Below are 21048 nucleotides of genomic sequence, written 5' to 3'. Positions count from 1 at the left end.
GATCCGTTATTTTTTCTCGGGTTCGTTGAGCTTTTTGCTCAAATCCATCGAAAGTGCAGAACGTTCAAATTTCATTTTTCCGGCGCCGGTCTCGATCACGCAAGTACCATCATCATTCAAATCAAGTATTTTTCCGTGGAGTCCGCTTTTAGTGATCACACGATCACCACGCTTTAGATCGGCTGCGAATTGTTTTTCCTGTTTCGACTTTTTCATTTGAGGCCGTATCATAAACAGATACACCACCAAAAACATCAATATTAACGGGGCAAAACTTTGAAGTTGTTCCATAAATTGGGGATCCTGCTAGTCTTATTTGGTTTGTACAGGAGCTCCGCCAGTACCTTCCTTAGGGTTTACAAACGCCTTGATCTTAATCGTTTCTTTCCCTTGTTGTGTGTTGGCAGTAATGGTCACCGTTTTGCTTACCTGATTTTTACCGCTTCCGTTAAACTTTACAAGCATTTCACCTGTAGCTCCAGGAGCAACCGGTTCTTTCGTATATTCTGGAACCGTACAACCACAGCTACTTTTTGCGTCTACAATTACCAACGGAGCTTCTCCGGTGTTTGTAAACGTAAAGGTGTGCTCTACATTCGTTCCTTGATCAATCGTTCCGAAATCGAATTCTGTCTCATCGAATGTCATTTCTGGGAATTTCCCTGCATTCGCATCACGATCGGCTGCGGCAGCAACGTTCTCTTCACTTACTTTGTCTGAAGCATTTTCTTTACAAGCAGTAAACGCTACTACTGAAGCCAATGCCATTATCAATACGGATTTTTTCATAGTAATAATATTATTAGATTTTTAAGAGTGGCTAAAATACTTAATTTTTTTATTATTATCGAAGCCCTCTTCCTATTTTCTTCAATTTGCCATTCTTGGTAAATTCTTTCACCAGCTTATCCAGTATTCCATTGATAAACAAGCTACTTTTAGGTGTAGAATACTCTTTTGAGATCTCCAGGTATTCATTCAAACTTGCGCGAACCGGAATGGACGGAAAGTACAGGAATTCAGCAATACCCAGCTTCAGAATGATCAAATCAATATCTGCGATTCGGTCGGTATCCCAATTGGGCGTTTTACCTTCTATCGCTTCGGAAAGAACACCGTCATTCAACACGGTCTTTCGAAACAATTGCCGCGCGAACTCCCGGTCGTCTTCATTTTTGTACAAATCGGGCAGCAACTGTTGCCGTGCCTTTTTAGGGGTGATCTTGGAAAGCATTTTTACTATGGCTGTATTGACCCACGGAAAATCGTCTAACCAGGTAAGGCGCTTGTCTTCCAAATAATCGTACAACTTGTCGTTGGGCGCGATGACCTTTTTATACAGTTGCACCACAAATTCTTTGTCGTCTTCGTAGGTTGGCTCCGTCTTCAAAAGATAGGCCGCATACCAGTCGGTTTCCTTCATTTCTGAAAAGAGAATGCTCAAGTATTCGTCATCTTCCTTCCAATAATCTAATTTCTTATTCTTTAAATATTGCTGAAGGGACTCACTTTCGGAAAGCAAAGTGATCACCTGATTGTTGATGAAATTCCGACTTGGATTTTTCTCTTCCTTGGTGGCTAAATGTTTCTGCTGAACGCGCTCCATGTAGCGCTCGCCATAGGCCTGAAGTGAAACCACCAACTGAAGCATCAGCACATACAAATCCTGCATTTGATCGATGCTGTAAAACAAAAATTTCTCTTGCTTTTCAAGATCCGGGTGTTCGTTTTGGCGTAAGGCGTAAATAGACTGTAGTACTTTTACCCGTATGTGTCGTCTTGTGAGCATCGTTTCTAAGAACTTTTGGCAGATTGCAAATAAAAGCGCACAGATATTTCTGTGCGCTACAAAGATACTATTTTATCTCTCGGATTTCCTACTTTTCCTTTTTTCTCGCCTCAATACGAGAAGTGGCAATAGCAAGGGCCGCTTGATGTGTCGTAATATCATTACGCTCGGCTTTGCTTAAAATTTCCAAGGTAGTGTTGTAAATGTTTTCAGTCTTGCGAATAATTTCCTGACGCCCGTAATTTTCTAGCTCAGCGTACACATTAATGATCCCTCCGGCGTTAATTAGAAAGTCGGGGGCATACACAATGCCTTTTTCTCTTAAAATGGCACCATGTCTGGTCTCCTCTTCCAATTGGTTGTTAGCGGCTCCGGCAATTACTTTCGCCTTCAATTGATCGATGGTGAGATCATTTACCGTGGCGCCTAACGCGCAAGGAGCGTAGATATCCATTTCTTCGGCGTACAAATTGTTTCCCCCGTAGATATTGACGCCATATTTATCGCGCACTTCTTCCAAACGGTCTTGGTTGATATCGCTTACATACACCTGAGCTCCTTCGTTGCTCAAATGTTCTACTAGCGCCTCTCCCACATTTCCAATGCCCTGAACATAAATTACTCGATCTTCCAGAACGTCTGTACCAAAGGCGTGTTTCGCCGCAGCTTTCATACCCATGAACACTCCAAAGGCAGTGATGGGTGAAGGATTTCCGGCGCCTCCTTTTTCTTCAGAAATACCGGTAACGTAGGGTGTCACCGTGCGTACCAAGTCCATGTCCTCGGTCTTCATCCCAACATCCTCCGCCGTGATATATTTTCCGCCTAAAGAATGAACGAATTCCCCAAAACGAATCATCAACTCGGGGGTCTTCTGGGTTTTGGCATCTCCTATGATAACGGCTTTACCCCCGCCCAGATTGAGACCGGTAATAGCGCTTTTGAACGTCATCCCCCGTGAAAGTCGGAGTACATCATTCAACGCATCCCACTCGGATGTATATTGCCACATACGTGTACCGCCTAGAGCCGGACCTAAAACCGTATTGTGGATTCCTATTATTGCCTTTAATCCTGTATCTTTGTCGTTGCAAAAAACGACCTGCTCGTGATCGTCAAAAGACGTTTGCCCAAAGACAGGCGCCACCTTTTTTAAATCACTCAATTGAACTACATCAGTTTCCATCAAATTCCTATTTTTAACAATCCCTTAAAAAGGACGTGCAAAATTACGCTAAAACTGATAATGTCACAAAAATTACATCGTTAATTCAAGAATTTATTATTAACAATTATATTGAGCATGAAAGCGCTTCGCTCCCTAAATCCTTTCTTCCATAAATACCGCGGTCGACTGCTGGTTGGCCTTCTCGTAACCATCATCGCAGCCGTGTTTAAACTCGTTGTTCCTAGACAGGTGGGTAGTATCGTTGACTCTGTGCGACGCCGAGTGCTGGGGGAAATTGACGTGGCCACCATGGAGTCTGAATTATGGACGAGCATCCTGCTGCTTCTGGGAGCCACCTTATTGTCGGCTATCTTCACCTTCGTCATGCGACAAACCATAATTGTAGTGTCTCGACGCATCGAATTCGATCTCAAAAATGTGGTCTTTCAACATTACGAACAACTTTCTCTAGGCTTCTACAAACAAAACCGAACTGGCGATCTGATGAACCGTATCAGCGAAGACGTGTCAAAGGTTCGCATGTATGCCGGACCAGCCCTCATGTACAGTACGACCACCATTACGTTGTTTATTGTAGTGATCACCTACATGTTCTACGTGGCTCCTACCCTTACCCTTTACGCCATTGCGCCACTACCTGTGCTCTCTATATGTATCTACCAATTGAGTATCGCCATTCACAAGCGAAGTACCATCGTGCAACAATACCTATCAAAACTTACCACCTTTACTCAGGAAAGCTTTAGCGGAATCTCGGTGATTAAAGCCTACGGGATTGAGCCGCGTACCCACGAACAGTTCGTAGAACTATCGGAAGGCAGCAAAGAGAAGAACATCGATCTGGCGAAAGTTCAGGCCTTATTCTTCCCCCTTATGGTCCTCTTGATTGGAGCCAGCAACTTACTGGTGGTATATGTAGGCGGACAACAATTTATTGCCGGCACCATAGACTTCGGAACCATTGTTGAATTCCTCATCTACGTGAACATGCTCACCTGGCCCGTCGCTATCGTGGGTTGGGTAAGCTCGATGGTACAACAGGCGGAAGCCTCTCAACAACGCATCAACGAATTTTTAGACGTTACTCCGGAAATTACCAATGAGGTGACAGAACACACGCCTATCAGAGGTAAGATTTCCTTCAACAAGCTTTCCTTCACCTATCCCGATACCAACATAACGGCGCTCAAGGAGGTGAGTTTTACCGTGAAGCCGGGAGAAACGCTGGCGATTATCGGAAATACCGGAAGCGGGAAATCGACCATCTTAGAATTGATCGGTCGGTTGTACGATGTCCCCAACGGCCAACTGCTAATTGATGATACCCCTATCAAAGCATTGAACCTGGACGACCTTCGCGGGGATATTGGGTACGTCCCTCAGGATGCCTTCCTCTTTAGCGATACCATTCGAAACAATATTAAATTTGGAAAGGAGGATGCTTCCGAAGCAGAAATTATTCAAGCCACCAAAGATGCCGCGGTACACAAAAATATCGTGGGATTCTCTAAAGGATACGATACTATCTTAGGCGAACGTGGCATTACGCTCAGCGGAGGCCAAAAACAGCGTGTTTCCATCGCCCGAGCTATTATCAAAGATCCACGTATTCTTCTGTTCGATGATTGCCTTTCAGCCGTGGACACCGAAACGGAAGAAGAAATCCTACAAAACCTCCACGAAATTTCACAGCAGAAAACTACTATCATTGTAAGCCATAGAATCTCTTCTGCTAAAAATGCCGACCAAATTATTGTGCTGGACGAAGGCAAAATCATTCAACAAGGCACTCACAATCAACTGGTAAGTACCGAGGGCTACTATCAACAACTGTACGAAAAACAACTTTCCGAAAAAGATTTGTAAATCAGAAGTTGTGTTATTTCCATTTTTTTTAGATTTTTGGCAAAGTGTTAACAAATCATACTATGAGCGATCAGCATACGATGGAGCGAGAAGAAATTTATTCAAAGGTTATGCGTGCCGGAAGACGCACTTATTTTTTTGATGTTCGGTCTACCAAAGCCGGAGACTACTATCTAACCATTACCGAGAGTAAAAAATTTACTAACGACGATGGTTCGTATCATTACAAAAAGCATAAAATTTATCTGTACAAGGAGGATTTTTCTGAGTTTAAAGATAATTTAAGCGAAATGATCGATTACATCTTTGACGAAAAAGGAGAAGAAGTGATTAGCGAACGTCATCAAAAGGATTACAATAAAGAAAACGATGCGCAAGGCGAAGCGGAAGAAATTGGAGCCGCTAGCGACCGAACGCCGCCAACGCAATTCACCGACATCGATTTTGACGATATATAAACCGCTTTCCTTTTAAAAAGTGATTCGACCGCCCCAACTTTTTGGGGCGGTTTTTTTATCTTTAAGCCAAATTGATGATACCACATGAAAAAACTACTCTTTGCAGTATGTACTGTATGTTCTTTATCCTTATTAGCACAAGATTACCAAGTTGATCTCGACTACTACCTCCCCAATGATGTAAACTATAACGACGCCATTCCTACCCCGGAAGAGGTAATTGGCCACCAGGTGGGCGACTGGCACGTGACCCACGACAAGCTCTCGTACTATATGCAACGCCTTGCGGAAGTGAGCGATCGAATTACGATAGAAAATCGCGGTACGACCTTCGAAGGCCGCCCGTTGTGGCTTCTTACGATTACCTCGCCAGCAAACCACAACCGTATAGAAAGCATTCGCACTAACCATGTTGCGTTGACAGAATCGGGTGCAGCTTCCCAAAATATTGAGTCGATGCCCATCGTAGTCTATCAAGGATTTTCCATTCACGGAAACGAACCCAGTGGCGCCAATGCCGGCCTTGCCGTTGCTTATTATTTGGCAGCCGCCCAAGGGGCTAAAATCGATAACCTTTTAAACAATACGGTGATCCTTTTTGACCCGTCCTTCAATCCTGACGGACTTCAGCGTTTTGCCTATTGGGCAAATATTCACAAAGCACAAAATATTAATCCCGATCCAAACGATCGTGAATACAGCGAAGTATGGCCCGGAGGTAGAACCAATCATTATTGGTTCGATATGAACCGCGACTGGCTCCCGGTACAACTTCCTGAAAGTCGGGCCCGCATTGAAACCTTCCACAAATGGTACCCAAACATTCTCACAGACCACCACGAAATGGGCACCAATAGCACCTTTTTCTTCCAACCGGGGATCCAGTCGAGAACCCATCCCTTAACTCCGACAAAAAATCAGGAGCTCACAGCACAGATAGGAACCTATCACGCCAAAGCCCTGGATAAAATTGGTAGCTTTTATTATACCGAAGAGGATTATGATGATTTTTACTACGGAAAGGGTTCTACCTTTCCGGATATCAACGGAGGTATCGGGATCCTTTTTGAACAAGGATCGTCCCGCGGACACGCGCAAGAGAGTGACAACGGAATCTTAACCTTTCCCTTTACAATTAGGAACCAATTTACCGCTGCCCTTTCTACCTTAGAAGCGGCCGTAGGCATGCGTACCGACATCTTAGCGTATCAGCGCGACTTCTACGCCAATGCTCGTAACGAGGCGAATTCGGGGGGTGCTCTGATCTTTGGGGATGCCAAGGATGCCTCTAAAACATATCACCTGGCGGAAATCCTTCAGCGGCACAAAATAAAATTCCACGAACTGAAGAACGACGTCACTCAAAACGGTAAGACCTATAAAAAAGGGAACGCGTATATCGTTCCGAAGAACCAAAAGCAACACCGACTTATAAACGCGATGTTCGAAAAGCGAACTAGCTTTCAAGACTCCCTTTTCTACGACATCAGCGCATGGACCTTCCCGCTTGCGTTCAACCTTGACTACGACGAAAAAGTATCCCTAAACAATGCCGGCCCTGAAGTTACGAACCTCAGCATGCCAAACCCGACCGCTCCTGCTACCTCCAACTATGCCTATGTAATGGAATGGCACGATTACTATACGCCCAAAGCGCTGCAGATGATGCACGACAAAGACCTACTCGTAAAAGTGGGAATGAAACCTTTTTCTGTTGGAAACACCGACTATGACTATGGAACGATCATGATTCCGGTACAGGGTCAATCGCTCAATACGCAAGAGCTAGGCGCCTTTATGAAAGAGATCGCTCAAGAATCTCATGTAACCATCCGTTCTGTGAGCACAGGACTTGTAAAAGGAATCGATCTTGGAAGTCGCGCCTTCCGAACCATCGAACCACAACAGGTAGCAATGGTGATTGGAGATGGGATCAATCCCTACGACGCCGGAGAAATCTGGCATTTGTTCGATACGCGCTATAACATAAAACTCACCAAGCTCGATACGAGAAATTTCAGTAGAACAGACCTTAGCCGTTATACCGATATCATTCTGCCGAACTCATGGGGCAATGCTTTGGATAAAGACGATGCCGAAAAATTAAAAACCTGGGTGCGAAACGGCGGAACATTAATCGGATACAAGAACGCCGGACGTTGGTTTGACAGTAACGATATCATGAAAATGAAGTTTAAGCGTACGCAAGATACCGCGACCAATATTTCGTATGAAGATCGAGGCAATTACTTTGGTGCCCAGGTGATTGGAGGCGCGATCTTTGAAACTACCTTAGACCGTACCCACCCGATCGCCTTCGGCTACAAAAATGAAACCCTACCTGTTTTTCGAAACAGCACTATCTTTCTGGAAGCTGATGAAAACAGCTACAACAATCCCATTCAGTATACTGAATCGCCGTTGCTGAGTGGGTATATCTCGAAACCCAACCTCACAGAATTGGCAGGAACAGCTGCTTTCAAAACCTCAGGGCTTGGACGTGGGCAAGTGGTCTATTTTACCGACAATACGAACTTCCGGGCTTTTTGGTACGGAACCAATAAACTTTTAATGAATGCTATTTTCTTCGGAAACGAAATGTAGCCAACTCTTACACCATGAAATATTCACTGTTATCGATGCTGCTCATGCTGCTCGCGTTTACCGCCTGCAAAGAGGAGTCCAATGAAAATGAACAAACCCCTGAAATGATTTCTTCAGACTTTAACGCGATGCTGGATTCGTATTACGAAGACGGTCTAAAACTGAATCCGGTGCAAGCTACCTTTGCGGGAGACGATCGCTATGACGACCAGTTTCCGAATTTCCTGGATAGCAGCTACGTGCAACAAGTGAAAGCGCATTACGAAAAATATAAAAACCAATTGGAATCTTTTAGTGATGATGATCTTTCAGAAACCGAACAATTGACAAAAGAGATTCTCGCCTGGGAATGCGACATGAACTTGGAAGGCATGAAATTTAAGAAAAGTGAATACATGCCCATCGACCAAATGTGGTCTGTAAATCTGGTTATGGGACAGCTCGCTAGCGGTGCCAGTGCCCAACCCTTCGAAACCAAAGAAGATTATATGCAATGGGTGAAGCGTGTAGACGGCTTTGTTCAATGGTTGGAGACAGCTGAAGCGAACATGCGAGAAGGCATGACCCAAGGGTACGTTCTTCCTAAAGCCTTGGTGGTTAAGGTACTTCCACAGCTGAAATCCTTGACCAATGCCAACACGGCAGAACACCTGTTTTATAGTCCGTTGAACAATTTTCCAGAAACCCTTTCCGAAGCGGATAAGGAAGAAATAACCGCAGCCTACCAACAGCTCATCGAAGAAAAGATCGTTCCTACCTATCAAAGTCTGGCGGACTTCATGGAAAACGACTATATGAACAACGCAAGAGAAACGAGCGGTATTACCGACATTCCGAATGGAAAAGCATACTACGACTATCAAATTAAACTGTACACCACCACGACCATGTCTGCGGAAGAAATTCACGAATTAGGTCTCAGCGAAGTGGCACGCATCCGTTCAGAAATGGAGGCGATAAAAAAAGAGGTAGGCTACGAAGGAGACCTCACCTCGTTCTTTGATTATGTGCGAAATAACAAGGACCTAATGCCCTATACTTCTGCGGAAGAGGTGATCGATAACTTCAACGCGATCCATGAACGCATGAAGCCACAATTGCAAAAACTCTTCGACAATACGCCAAAAACGCCTTTCGAGGTGCGCCGCACGGAAGCCTTCCGGGAAAAATCAGCCAGTGCCGAATACAATCCCGGATCCTTAGACGGCACACGTCCGGGAATCTTTTATGTACCCATTCCCGAGGCGACGGCCTACAATGTGTATAGCGATGAATCGCTTTTCCTTCACGAGGCTATTCCCGGACACCACTACCAAATTTCGCTTACCCAGGAAAACGAGGACTTACCCACCTTCCGAAAGACGTTGTGGTACAGCGGGTACGGTGAAGGTTGGGCGCTGTATTCTGAATCTTTAGGAAAAGAATTGGGCTTGTATACCGACCCGTATCAGTACTTCGGAATGCTGGGCGCCGAAATGCACCGTGCCATCCGATTGGTGGTGGATACCGGATTGCATAGCAAGGGTTGGACGCGAGAAGAAGCCATTCAGTACTCTCTGGAAAATGAAGCCGAATCGGAAGCGGCCATTACTTCTGAAATTGAACGGTACATGGCCAATCCCGGACAGGCACTAAGCTATAAGATTGGACAATTAAAGATTAGAGAGCTTCGACAAAAAGCGGAAACCCAATTAGGGGATGCTTTTGATATTGGTCAGTTTCACAATCAAGTGCTTGAAACGGGATGCATTCCGTTAGCGCTACTAGAAGATAAAATCAATCGCTGGATCGACACGCAATAGGTACCTTAGTGCGAACAATGTTGCTGACTTAGTTTTTGTACCTCTTCAACCGATAGGGGCTTGACAATGTAATCGACTACAGCGTCAAAGCTAGCGGCACGCTTCCGATCTAAGGGACTGGTGCTGGATGTGACCATCACCACCTTCGATCGACATTGTTGACGTTGTAAGGATTCAAGAAACTGCCATCCGTTTACCTCGGGCATTTGAATGTCGAGCAGAATGTAATCGGGTACGAGATCGGTCAATTTTACTAATGCTTCTCTGGGGTCTTCAAACGCAAGCATTTCGCAAGCCACTCCAGCGTTTTCAATTACTTTTTGATTTACAAAATTGACAATCTTCTGATCATCGACCAGATATAATAGCGGTTGTTTCTTCTTCATTGAAGCGACTCTTTAAAATGTTGAGTACTTCTGGCAATGATGTCCTGAAGCCGTTGATCGAGTTCTTCGGCGGAAGCACTTAAATATTCAATGGTGAGGTCTCGTTCTTCTTTATTGGTTAATCCTTTGGCGACTTGAATAAGACCTAAGATTCGCGCCAGGGGTTCGCGTAGGGAGTGCGCGTTGATCGTAGCTATTTCCAACAATGTTTTATTTTTTTCTCGCAGTTCGTTAGTGCGTTGTTCTATAATACTTTCCTGATTGGACACGATGGCTTGAATATCCTCATTCTGTCGCTCAATCTCTGTCAAAGCTAACGCTAGTTCTTTGTTCTTTCGATCAATGAGATCAAGATACGCCAATTTCGAAACTTTCGCCACCACGATTTCAGACAACATCAGCAACACATCGGTTTCAGACCAAAAAAGTGTCGCTTCCTTGGGTTGTACCAACGTGATGCACATATGGCACTCCTTAAAAAAATGATGCCATGCGTAGAGGGTGTGCGCGTCATTAGTGGGTGTCAGTTTATAGGCTTCAAAGCCTTCCGAAGTAAAGGGTTCCGAAATTGGAATTTGCGTAGCAATAAGGGAGTTCTCGTGTGCCAACCATTGAAAGGTCTCGCGCTCTACAAACGAGTTCGCCCCAGTATAACTCAAACTTAACGGCTCCTTAAAGTCTACCGCTATTCTAAAAAAGGAAAAGTCGAATATATATTTCAAATGCTGATGTAGCACCGCATTCAATTCTTCCAGCGAAGTACTGTTGAAAACCTTACTCGTTACTTTGCTCAAGGCTTCATAACGGAATAGTGTAGCTGTTTGCCCCATACCCCAAGCGCCTTTATGTTTTTATCCCTACCAAGGATTCATCGATTTTAATTCCGGCAACATCAGCTATGGTATTCAACATATTGACAAGATCGGCTACGGAAAGTAATTCTCTTATTTCACTTGCATGAAAACCGGCTTCGGAAAGCTGCTCTAAATGATCGGCCGTGAAATCCTGAGGGTGCAAGGCGGCATGGGTTACCATCTTGATCGCCGTGCGGTAACTCTTCGGAAGCTTTGGTGAATCAATGTGCTCGGTAGGCACGAATGACGGATCATCACTTAGTTGGTCTCGCATGCTATTGGCAAAAATTCCATGGGCAATTGAACAATAATCGCAATTCCGAAGTTTTGAAACATTATAGATAATCAACTGCTTGAGTACATTGGGCACCTGCCCGAGTACCAGGGTTGATTTCAGTTTCGTCCAATTTCCGCGTAGCAAATCGGCATTAGCCCCCTGACATTGAAACCAATTGAGCACAAACGGTAACTGAAACGTACGCTTGGTGTCATCATAAATTTCTTGAACTTCGGGAGTGGCATCTTCATAGGATATCAATTGAAAGATATCCTCTTTTTGAGTAGTAGTGTTTTTCATAGACATTCACATAAATTAATTCGGGGTTCCTTTATGAATGTTAAATATAGCTTATTTTTCTCATTTTGTGAACTAACACCGCTGAAAAGTGATGCTTCTCGTTGTCAATAACCGTAAAATTAGAAGCAATTCGTTACTTTTGCCGCTTTTTTAAGGCCGCTATGAACCTACTACAACGTACGCAGAAAAACTTTACTCAAAACCCTAAGAATGATATCCTATCGGGACTCACCGTTGCCCTGGCATTGGTACCTGAAGCCGTAGCTTTTGCCTTTGTGGCGGGCGTCGATCCCCTGGTGGGGTTGTACGGAGCCTTCATGATGGGAATCGTTACCGCCCTTTTTGGTGGACGCCCCGGAATGATTAGCGGCGCCACGGGAGCCATGGCCGTGGTGATGGTACATCTCATACAAAAAGGGAACGAGGTAGGAATGGCATTAGCTACGCCTATAGAGAATCTCGGACTCCAATGGCTTTTTATTACCTTATTGTTCGTAGGTCTTATTCAAATTCTAGCCGGTGTCCTGAAATTAGGGAAATTTGTTCGACTCATTCCCCACCCCGTGATGATGGGCTTTGTAAACGGACTTGCCATTGTTATCTTCTTATCGCAATTGGGCTTGTTTAAGGAAACCGTTAACGGAGAACGGGTTTGGCTGAGCGGTACCGAGTTGTACGTTATGCTGGGGCTGGTAGGATTAACCATGGCCATCATGTTCCTATTGCCACGACTCACCAAAAAAATTCCGGCGGCCCTTACAGCCATCATTGTTGTGGCGGCCATCGTGATCTTTGGAAAGGTAGAGGTAAGTACGGTTGGATCTTTTATTCGTGACGGAGGTGGCGAAGGATTACAAGGTTCCTTACCCGCATTTCAAGCCCAAATTTTTGGTCTGTTCAACACCTTGCAAGGCCATTGGGATTTGATCCTATCTACCGCCTTTATTCTAGCTGCCGTTGGATTAATTGAATCCTTAATGACCCTCAACCTCATCGATGAAATGACCGAAACCCGCGGAAGCGGTAACCGAGAATGTGTGGCGCAAGGAAGCGCTAACATTCTCAATGGCTTTTTTGGCGGGATGGGCGGTTGTGCCATGATCGGGCAGAGTATTATCAATATCAATTCGGGTGGTCGCGGACGACTATCGGGCACGATCGCTGCCATTGCGTTGTTGTGTTTCGTGTTGTTTGGGGCTCCGCTGATCGAACAAATTCCCATTGCCGCACTGGTTGGTGTCATGTTTATGGTAGTGATTGGCACCTTTGCATGGAGTAGTTTCAGAATTCTACATAAAATACCCCTGGCCGATGCGATCGTTTTAATTGCCGTTTCGGCGATAACAGTCTGGCAAGACCTTGCCATTGCTGTTATTGCGGGAGTTATTATGAGCGCGTTGGTGTTTGCCTGGAAAAACGCTACCATGATCCGCGCGCGCAAACGTTTGAAAGATGATGGTACGAAAGTGTACGAGATCTGGGGACCGCTATTCTTCGGTTCCGTTTCTGCCTTTAATAGCAAATTTGAGGTGAGCACCGACCCAGAGCGGGTTGAAATTGATTTTATTGAATCAAAGGTTTCAGATCATAGTGGTGTAGAAGCGCTTCGGAATCTTGCGAATAAATACATCGACAGTGGTAAGGAGGTAACGCTAACACATTTGAGTCCGGATTGCAAAGCCCTACTCCTAAAATGGAATCCAGAGTTTGCCACCATCATTAAAGATGCGATCGACGATCCACGTTATTATGTGGTTACCGATATGATGGATAGTGAAGTGTAAGTGATTACGAAACTCTGAGTCCGTTTTGCACCTGCAACCCCGGCTCCAGTAAGATCACTTTTTCCTGATCTACGGCACCCAACACCAGGCATTCGCTCATAAAAGGACCAATTTGTTTCTTCGGAAAGTTAATAACGGCGATGATCTGTCGGCCCACCAATTCACTTTTCTGGTAACACACCGTAATCTGGGCAGACGATTTAAGAATGCCAATATCGGGCCCAAAGTCGATTACCAATTGGTAGGCAGGTTTGTTCGCTTCAGGAAAATCGGAAGCTTCCAGAATGGTCCCCACGTGCATGTGCACTTTTTCAAAATCGGACCACTGCAACGGGCTACTCATTATGAATATTGAGTTTATCGATCATCTCCTGACTTACAGGCCCGGTATCTGCGCCATACGCATCTACCAAAAGACCTTTTTTTCCATCGTCGGTTTTTATCACATACAAGATGGTATTGTCTCCGGGATTGGTCATTCCTTCAAAACGATAGAAACGAACCACCTCAAGCTGTCCGGCCTTCCAGGTGGCCTTCAGAGATTTTGATTCGACCCCCTCTTCTACTAAGTTAAAATCAATTGTATATCCTTCCTTTTGTAGGGCTTCAATCGCTACTGAAAGCGAACTATATGAATTTTCCATGTTTTTTGTTGGCTTTCCTTAAAGATACCCGTTCTTAGACAGTCTTCCAAGAATTTATAAATTCTTTAGTAATTGTAACGTTTCTCGACCCAAACACACTAATTTTATTAAAAATTAAGGCGATGGCACTTACTCCCTCTACCATGCTGCCTCTTGGCACCAAAGCACCCGATTTTACCCTGCTTGATACGGTTACTTCCAAACCGGTGAGCTTACAACAAATTCAAGGAGAAAAGGGGACGGTTGTGTTTTTTCTATGCAACCACTGTCCGTATGTAAAACATGTGAATGCTGAATTGGTAAGGGTTTGTAACGATTATAGGGTGACGGGATTTGGCTTTGTTGCCATTAGCAGTAATGATGCAGAAGCCTACCCACAAGACAATCCGCAGAAAATGTGGGAAACGGCTCGCAAAGAGAATTACCCCTTCCCCTACCTGTACGACGAAACCCAAGAAGTTGCCAAAGCCTATCAAGCAGCTTGTACTCCCGATATCTTTTTGTTTGACAGTGACCTAAAATTGATCTACCGCGGCCAATTAGACAACTCTCGCCCCGGAAACGGCATTCCCGTAAACGGTCGGGATTTGCGTGAAGCCCTAGACAATGTTCTTAATAACAATCCGCAGCGCGAAGATCAAAAGCCCAGTATGGGGTGTAATATTAAATGGAAAGATTAGGCGCGCGCTATTCCGTTTTGAAGATGCGCAAAATGATGCTTGCTATGCCAGGCATACTGCAAGGCCACCTCTTCTAAGGTCCAAATCTTATTATTTTCAGGGTGAATGTAGGTACGTTGCCATTGGGCTTCGGAAAGATTTCTGAAAATATAGACCATTTTTTGATGCAACACTTCGATATGACGCAGCGACCATTCAATTGGGGCATGCGAATAATCGTAGGCTTTGGCAAAAGCATCCTGATCGTATACCTTGGCCGTGGGTTGTTCTTCGGAAAGCGTCCAACGAATACGGTTGTAGGCGTGATGATGACTGTCTGAAATATGATGGATCAATTGCCGGAGGGTCCACACCCCTTCCCCATCACGGTACGGCTTCTGTAATTGAGCTTCCGTTAACTGATGCGTTAATTCTCGTAATTGCTTCGGAAAGGTTTCTAAGGTTTGTAGCGCTTCCTGAAGCTGTGCTTCACTCACTTTTTCCGGTAATTGTAACTTACCGATCGGGTATTTTTGCTGTGCTAGATCCATATTTCGAAGATATTCAATTTTCCTCGAATCCTTCCGAAGTCAGCATAATAAAAACCTTCCGTCCACCCCTTCCGAAGTAGCTATTCCGCATAAAAAAACCCTCCTACCAACGGTAAGAGGGTCTGATGCTTGTTTTGGAGCACTTATTTGACGTTCACCAACTCTACGTCGAATACCAAGGTAGCATTAGGTGGAATCACTCCGCCTGCGCCACGGCTTCCGTAGGCTAGCTGAGACGGAATCACAAAGCGCGCTTTATCGCCCACCTGTAAGAGTTGAATTCCCTCATCCCAACCTGGGATGACATTGCCCATTCCTACTGGAAATTCAATTGGGTTGCCTCGTTTGAAGGAATTATCGAACTCTTTTCCATCGGGGAACATTCCTTTATAATGAACGGCTACGGTTTGTCCTTTTTCGGCTTTCGCACCGTCTCCTTTTTGAATGATCTTATAGCGCAATCCGCTATCGGTCTTTTCAAAACCGGCGGCTAACTCTTCCAATACCTGCTCCTGCTCTTTTTTTGCAGCTGCCTCACGTTCGGCCTTGGCGCCATTAAATTGACGAAACGCCTCCACGGCATTCCATTGCTTGGCTTCTTCTCCTTCGCGAAGGATCTCCACCTTTTGCATGGTATCGCCCTGCGCCACCGCATCTACTACATCCTGACCTTCTACCACTTTTCCGAAGACGGTGTGTTTATTATCTAACCAGGGCGTTTCTACGTGCGTGATGAAAAACTGACTCCCATTGGTGCCCGGTCCAGCATTGGCCATTGACAATACGCCCGGTCCGTCGTGGGTTAGTTCTGGATGAAACTCATCATCAAACTGATATCCAGGTCCGCCTGCTCCCGTACCATTCGGGTCGCCCCCTTGAATCATAAAGTCGGGTATAACTCTATGAAATTTAATCCCATCGTAATAGGGTTCGCCTTGCGGCTTGGCATCGTTCTCTAAATTTCCTTCGGCCAGTGCCACAAAATTACCTACTGTTCCGGGGGTTTCCTGATGCGCTAATTTGGCGAGGATCGTCCCTTTTTCGGTCGTGATCTTCGCGTATATTCCGTCTTGCATGTGTCGTTTTTTAAATGAGGTGCAAAGGTACGTATTGCTTCGGAAATTCCCTAGAATCAATTGTTTCCTTTTCATGAATTGCCACTGACGCTTCTTTTTTGCTTCGGAAATTGCTATCTTAGAAACTCCAATTCCCCGGTACCGAATTTCTTTCGGAAATACCTACAACGCTATGATGGTTACCTTACGACCGATCTTACATCGCAACCGGCGATGCATTGGCCTTTATTTTCCTTATGATTACTCGTTGAAGGAAATGATCAAAAGAATTCCTGAAGTGTCTTACAGTGCCACCAAAAAGGTGTTTTACGCCCCCTTAGAACAGCTTTCGCTTCGGAACCTGAATACCGCTTTAAACAACTTAGGCGTTACCGTAGATGATCGCGAGGTGAGAAATGACACATCACTCCATGCGGTAACCATTTCTCCGAAACACGAAAAAGCGAGGCTTCCCGCCTTATCTTCTGAAGAAAAAGAACTTTGGACACGTTATTTGAATTATTTGGAAGGCAAACGCTATAGTGAGAACACCATTAGGGTGTATGGGGAATTCGTCAAAGAATTCCTTCAGCATGCCCAAAAAGCTGCAGACTCATTAACGGGTGAGGATGTGCGGCTCTTTATTGAATTTGGAGTGAAAAAACGGCGCTATTCGATAAGCACACACCGACAAGTAATTAGCGCGTTGAAACATTTCGCGTTCTTTTATCCGGAATGCGCCATTGACGCAGAGACGTTAGAGCGCCCGAAAGCACAGCGAAAACTTCCCGTGGTATTGAGTCGGCAAGAAATGCTGCGATTATTGCAGGTGACTCGAAATCTCAAGCATCGAGCTGCCCTGGCATTATTGTATTCTTCGGGCCTTCGGATTGGGGAATTGATCGCGTTGCGGTTACGTCATTTTGACCTGGAGCGTCGCCAGTTATTTATCGAGAACAGTAAGGGCGGTAAAGACCGGGTCGTTCCGTTGGCGGAAAGCGTGTTGCCTTTGCTTCGTAATTATTTGATGAGTTATTGTCCCAAGGATTATTTTTTTGAAGGCCAGCAGGCCGGCCCTTATGCTGATACGAGTGTTCGGCAGCTGTTGCGCCGAAGTTGTCGCGCGGCGGGCATTGTAAAACGGGTGACGCCGCATACGTTGCGACATAGTTTTGCTACTCATTTATTAGAAGACGGGGTGGATTTACGTTATATACAAGTGTTATTAGGGCACAGCAAACCGGAAACTACTATGGTGTACACGCATGTGGCCACTCGAGATCTACAAGGAATACGAAGTCCGTTAGATACGGCGTTACTCCAGATTGCTGAAGTTGATAGCCCCACCCCAAACCTTCTGTTATCGGGAGGATATTAATTTAATAACAGTATATTTGGTGGGGATATAACAAGTTACCATTAATAGCGCGGAATCGCCTTCGGCTGATTTTTTTTCTGACAGAATTTTGATCACAGTCGCTCGTTAACGAGGAAAGGAATTCTCCTTTTGAAAATTTCCGAATCTGACTGATTTTAAAGGCTTATCCGAATGGAACGAATCTGAAAACCATCGTCGGTTCTGGCCCAATGTTCTGGTCGCGCTACAAAAGGTAACAACGGCTATAGTTCATTGCGGCTGAATTCCGAGTACGGAATTCACCGCTTTTTAGTATATTCGTTATTCATCGGAAAAATCCCGGCGGATTTTTCCGCAACGAAACCATAGCCAAACCCGTTGCCATCAATAGCACGGATTCGCCTACGGCTGATTTTTTCCTGAACCGTTTGGGTCACCGTCGCTAAACAACGAACGAAAAGAATTCCTTATGAACTTATCGGAATTTACCATCTGAGAGGCTTATCCGAATGGAATGTAACTGAAAACCATCGCTTGTCTCGGCCCAATGTTCGGGGCGTGCTACATAAGGCAACAACGGCTATGGTTCATTGCGGCTGAATTCCAAAGTCGGAATTCACCGCTTTTTAGTATATTCGTTGTTCATCGGAAAAATCCCAGCGGATTTTTCCGCAACGAAACAATAGCCAAGACCGTTGGCAACAATATGAACGAAACTAACAACATAGAAAAAATTAAAGCTGAATTGATTAATTCGTGTTTGAATTATAACACTAAATCATTCATTCCTTTTCTAATGTCAAAAAACGTTCTGACTGGAATGCCAAATAAAACAAGATTTTACAGATTTTTAAAATATATGGTTAGTTGTACAAAACAATGTTCAGAAGGACAACTAACTTTCAAAATAGAACACGAAAAAATAATAGATAACCAGAGAAATTATTACTTAAATTTTTACGACAAAATTCATAAATATTCCCGTTTATCAATCGAAGTCAGAGAAACGAAAGAAAATATATATCTCGATACATTACCATTTTAAAAGCTTATGGATGATTTTATGAAAGAATGCTTTTTAGAAGCGTTTTCAAAAACAAACATTGATGATATTTGGGAAAATAGAACATCAAAGACCGACATTCTACCAATTGAAACCGACTTACCTATTCGTAACAAACTAAATGATGTTAGCACTCGAAATATTGAGATTATGCTTCAATCTCCATTTGGTTTAATGTACAAAACTCTTGGACTTGTCGAAAATGACCAAATAATAATTCCTAACGAATTTAGCAGTTTAAAATCTCAAGTTGATTTTGGAAACTTCAAAACTTTCAACTTTAAAAGAGAAATTGATATAATGATTGGAGCTTTTTCAATGGATAGTCTTTTACAAGCAGTTGGAAACGAAGATGTGGATTTGTACAAATCCAACGGAATTGATTTTGAAATGGTAAAAGCATTTGACGGAACAATGCAAACATTTACAAAAGAGAAAGAAGGTTTGGACTTTTTCTCGCCAATATCAAGACTACAACAAACGGAATTAGATGGAAATCCTATTTCTGCTTTTAAATTGCGTTCACAACCTTCTGGAGTTTTTCCAACGAATAACTCTCATCAATGGTTAGAAAGATTAGCACCTCAAAGATTAATGGCAATAATGACAATGGAACAATAGAATATGTATCAAAAAGAATTATTAATTGACGACCGAAAGGTCAAAATAAATTTAGAAACTGAAATTGGAACTGGAAAACCAATATTGGATATGGCTTTTTTACAAGCTGGTTTTAGGCAAACTATATTAAGTGATGAACTATCTGCGGATTTGGAAAATTTAAATCCTCATAAGTTTGGAGAAAATCCTTTTGGTGGTAACGAACACGTCGTTATGACTATGATGGAGCAACTTAAAAAAGTAATTGAAAATCATATTAAACATTACAAAAGAATGTTGCAATCAGACTTGGGAACTTATGTAACTGAATCAATCGTTATTCTTGATGCTTATTATGAGCAGGTTTTAGGGGAATCATTTGAAAAGAAAAAGAAAGAAACATTTCAAATGTATTTTAATTTTTTTTACAAGCAATTTCCGCCTGAATGGAATAAATAATTTCTTTTAAAATGGGAAATATTATATCTGCAAAATGTAAATTTTGTGATTTTAAAACAAAATTTAATTACGGTGGCAATAAATTAGATTTTCAAATTAATTGTCCAGTTCCCGCAATTAATATAAATACAGGACAATTTGAAATCATCAACTATAAAATTGAGAAAAATAATTCTAAATATAAATTCTATTCAAATAAAGAATTGAAAGGAAACAATGAGAACAATTACACTTTGGATAATTTTGATTTAAAATTAAACACAAAAAACAATTATTGTCCGAAATGCAAAAAACATAGTCTTGATTTTAATATAATTGCATATACAGATTAAAGATTAATGAAATAAAATACTGTTGCCAACACCGTATATAATTTATTGCTAGTTCTAGCCTACTTACGAAAATCCTCGCGGATTTTCTATTCGGTTTTTATTTGCTAAATTTAGTGCTAAACCACGCAACAAACCATATACAACAACGTTGGCAACAAGCTAAAAAAAAAACGTGCTGAAACTAATACTGTAAAATGACAAAAATTATTTCAAGTCCAAATTGTGGAAACTCACCGAAAATGGAATTTCTAAAAGAATTCAACATTGCATTTGCAAAAGGAAACGTTGAATTTATTATCGAAAGTGTGACTGATGAAATTGTTGGGAAATAATTGGCGACAAAAAAATTGAGGGAAAAGAAAAATTTAGAAAGGAATTGGAAAAAATGAAATCCGAAAAGGCGACCGAATTGACAATTGACCAAATCTTATCCCACGGAAAAGAAGGAGCAACAAATGGAATTATGAAAATGCAGAATGGAAAAAAATATGCGTTCTCGGACTTCTACAAATTTAAAGGAGCAAAAGGTGTGAAAATAAAATTTATAACATCATACGTGATTACAATATAAACTTAAATCATTACAAAATGTCATTTCAAGCATATCTTGATAATATTCAAGCAAAAACAGGAAAATCACCCTCTGATTTTAAAGAGCTAGCCGAAAAAAAAGGATTTACTGAAAACGGTAAGATTAAAGACGGAGTAAAAGCAACTCAAATAACAGATTGGTTAAAACAAGAATTTGAACTCGGACACGGTCACGCAATGGCAATTTATGCTTTACTAAAAGAAAAAAAATCATAATAAAAAAAAGCCAGTTGCCAACAATGGCTATAAGTAATTGCTTGTTCTCGCCTACTTCTGAAAATCCTTGGGGATTTTCAGTTTGGTGTGTACTTGCAAAGTTAAGTGCTAAACCACGCAACTACTCATAGCCGAGACCGTTGTACACAATACTCTATGAAGAGCAATTGAGTAATAATATTTCAATTATTATTAAAATCATTTAAAGAAAA

At 43.0% G+C, this 21048-nt stretch carries 22 protein-coding genes; 11 read left to right on the top strand and 11 right to left on the bottom strand.

The window, feature by feature from the left end:
* Positions 1 to 6 precede the first annotated feature (6 nt).
* The 4 genes from yajC to PO830_RS14140 form a co-directional block, all read right to left on the bottom strand.
* Entirely contained in the window at positions 7 to 291 is a 285-nt protein-coding gene (yajC, locus tag PO830_RS14155) for a preprotein translocase subunit YajC (RefSeq protein ID WP_272854231.1), read from the bottom strand.
* A 21-nt stretch (positions 292 to 312) separates the two neighbouring features.
* A complete protein-coding gene (locus PO830_RS14150; protein WP_272854230.1) occupies positions 313 to 789 on the bottom strand; it encodes a DUF1573 domain-containing protein in 477 nt (158 codons plus the stop codon).
* Positions 790 to 844: 55 nt separating this feature from the next.
* Entirely contained in the window at positions 845 to 1789 is a 945-nt protein-coding gene (gene nusB / locus PO830_RS14145; RefSeq protein WP_272854229.1) for a transcription antitermination factor NusB, read from the bottom strand.
* 88 nt (positions 1790 to 1877) lie between these two features.
* Entirely contained in the window at positions 1878 to 2975 is a 1098-nt protein-coding gene (locus PO830_RS14140; RefSeq protein WP_272854228.1) for a Glu/Leu/Phe/Val family dehydrogenase, read from the bottom strand.
* Positions 2976 to 3092: 117 nt separating this feature from the next.
* On the opposite strand from PO830_RS14140, the gene PO830_RS14135 reads away from it, so the two are divergent.
* From PO830_RS14135 to PO830_RS14120, 4 genes are all read left to right on the top strand, one after another.
* On the top strand, positions 3093 to 4844 hold the full coding sequence (locus PO830_RS14135) for an ABC transporter ATP-binding protein (RefSeq protein WP_272854227.1): 1752 nt from the start codon (positions 3093 to 3095) through the stop codon (positions 4842 to 4844).
* Between the two features lie 62 nt (positions 4845 to 4906).
* Positions 4907 to 5302 carry a PUR family DNA/RNA-binding protein gene (locus PO830_RS14130; protein WP_272854226.1) on the top strand — a complete coding sequence of 132 codons (396 nt, stop codon included), beginning with the start codon at positions 4907 to 4909 and terminating at the stop codon, positions 5300 to 5302.
* 84 nt (positions 5303 to 5386) lie between these two features.
* Complete coding sequence (locus tag PO830_RS14125) at positions 5387 to 7906, top strand: M14 family metallopeptidase (protein ID WP_272854225.1); 2520 nt, start codon at positions 5387 to 5389, stop codon at positions 7904 to 7906.
* 14 nt (positions 7907 to 7920) lie between these two features.
* Entirely contained in the window at positions 7921 to 9708 is a 1788-nt protein-coding gene (locus PO830_RS14120; protein WP_272854224.1) for a DUF885 domain-containing protein, read from the top strand.
* A gap of 5 nt (positions 9709 to 9713) precedes the next feature.
* On the opposite strand, the gene PO830_RS14115 is transcribed toward PO830_RS14120, so the two are convergent.
* The 3 genes from PO830_RS14115 to PO830_RS14105 are packed head-to-tail and all read right to left on the bottom strand — an operon-like array spanning position 9714 to position 11525.
* Entirely contained in the window at positions 9714 to 10094 is a 381-nt protein-coding gene (locus PO830_RS14115; protein WP_272854223.1) for a response regulator, read from the bottom strand.
* Complete coding sequence (locus tag PO830_RS14110; RefSeq protein WP_272854222.1) at positions 10091 to 10924, bottom strand: hypothetical protein; 834 nt, start codon at positions 10922 to 10924, stop codon at positions 10091 to 10093. The genes PO830_RS14115 and PO830_RS14110 overlap by 4 nt, the downstream gene beginning before the upstream one ends.
* A 13-nt stretch (positions 10925 to 10937) precedes the next feature.
* Complete coding sequence (locus tag PO830_RS14105) at positions 10938 to 11525, bottom strand: carboxymuconolactone decarboxylase family protein (protein WP_272854221.1); 588 nt, start codon at positions 11523 to 11525, stop codon at positions 10938 to 10940.
* A gap of 161 nt (positions 11526 to 11686) precedes the next feature.
* Here PO830_RS14105 and PO830_RS14100 point away from each other — a divergent pair, with 161 nt between their 5' ends.
* Positions 11687 to 13309, top strand: coding sequence for a SulP family inorganic anion transporter (locus PO830_RS14100; protein WP_272854220.1), 1623 nt, complete (start codon positions 11687 to 11689; stop codon positions 13307 to 13309).
* 4 nt (positions 13310 to 13313) lie between these two features.
* Here PO830_RS14100 and PO830_RS14095 read toward each other — a convergent pair whose 3' ends face one another.
* Together PO830_RS14095 and PO830_RS14090 are read right to left on the bottom strand one after the other, a co-directional pair.
* Positions 13314 to 13652 carry a tRNA-binding protein gene (locus PO830_RS14095; protein ID WP_272854219.1) on the bottom strand — a complete coding sequence of 113 codons (339 nt, stop codon included), beginning with the start codon at positions 13650 to 13652 and terminating at the stop codon, positions 13314 to 13316.
* Positions 13645 to 13953 (bottom strand): phosphoribosylpyrophosphate synthetase, encoded by a 309-nt coding sequence (locus PO830_RS14090; RefSeq protein ID WP_272854218.1) that lies wholly within the window; start codon positions 13951 to 13953, stop codon positions 13645 to 13647. Before PO830_RS14090 ends, PO830_RS14095 begins: the two co-directional genes overlap by 8 nt.
* A 122-nt stretch (positions 13954 to 14075) precedes the next feature.
* Here PO830_RS14090 and PO830_RS14085 point away from each other — a divergent pair, with 122 nt between their 5' ends.
* Positions 14076 to 14633 carry a thioredoxin family protein gene (locus PO830_RS14085; RefSeq protein WP_272854217.1) on the top strand — a complete coding sequence of 186 codons (558 nt, stop codon included), beginning with the start codon at positions 14076 to 14078 and terminating at the stop codon, positions 14631 to 14633.
* Here PO830_RS14085 and PO830_RS14080 read toward each other — a convergent pair.
* Positions 14630 to 15163 carry a YfiT family bacillithiol transferase gene (locus tag PO830_RS14080; RefSeq protein WP_272854216.1) on the bottom strand — a complete coding sequence of 178 codons (534 nt, stop codon included), beginning with the start codon at positions 15161 to 15163 and terminating at the stop codon, positions 14630 to 14632. The two genes, PO830_RS14085 and PO830_RS14080, sit on opposite strands and share 4 nt — an antisense overlap.
* 143 nt (positions 15164 to 15306) lie before the next feature.
* Positions 15307 to 16239, bottom strand: coding sequence for a peptidylprolyl isomerase (locus PO830_RS14075; protein ID WP_272854215.1), 933 nt, complete (start codon positions 16237 to 16239; stop codon positions 15307 to 15309).
* A 172-nt stretch (positions 16240 to 16411) separates the two neighbouring features.
* On the opposite strand from PO830_RS14075, the gene xerA reads away from it, so the two are divergent.
* The 5 genes from xerA to PO830_RS14050 all read left to right on the top strand — a co-directional run bounded on the left by xerA (position 16412) and on the right by PO830_RS14050 (position 20836).
* Positions 16412 to 17596, top strand: a complete 1185-nt coding sequence (gene xerA, locus PO830_RS14070; RefSeq protein ID WP_272854214.1) for a site-specific tyrosine recombinase/integron integrase — start codon at positions 16412 to 16414, stop codon at positions 17594 to 17596.
* Between the two features lie 1030 nt (positions 17597 to 18626).
* Positions 18627 to 19259, top strand: a complete 633-nt coding sequence (locus PO830_RS14065; protein WP_272854213.1) for a hypothetical protein — start codon at positions 18627 to 18629, stop codon at positions 19257 to 19259.
* A gap of 3 nt (positions 19260 to 19262) precedes the next feature.
* Entirely contained in the window at positions 19263 to 19697 is a 435-nt protein-coding gene (locus PO830_RS14060) for a hypothetical protein (protein WP_272854212.1), read from the top strand.
* Between the two features lie 11 nt (positions 19698 to 19708).
* Complete coding sequence (locus tag PO830_RS14055; protein ID WP_272854211.1) at positions 19709 to 20029, top strand: hypothetical protein; 321 nt, start codon at positions 19709 to 19711, stop codon at positions 20027 to 20029.
* Positions 20030 to 20617: 588 nt separating this feature from the next.
* Positions 20618 to 20836, top strand: a complete 219-nt coding sequence (locus tag PO830_RS14050) for a DUF4287 domain-containing protein (protein WP_272854210.1) — start codon at positions 20618 to 20620, stop codon at positions 20834 to 20836.
* Positions 20837 to 21048 lie beyond the last annotated feature (212 nt).

The sequence above is a fragment of the Altibacter sp. HG106 genome (genome assembly GCF_028561755.1).
GTDB lineage: Bacteria > Bacteroidota > Bacteroidia > Flavobacteriales > Flavobacteriaceae > DFVG01.
The sequence above is the reverse complement of the archived record's forward strand: the minus strand, read 5'-3'. Positions and strand labels throughout refer to the sequence as shown.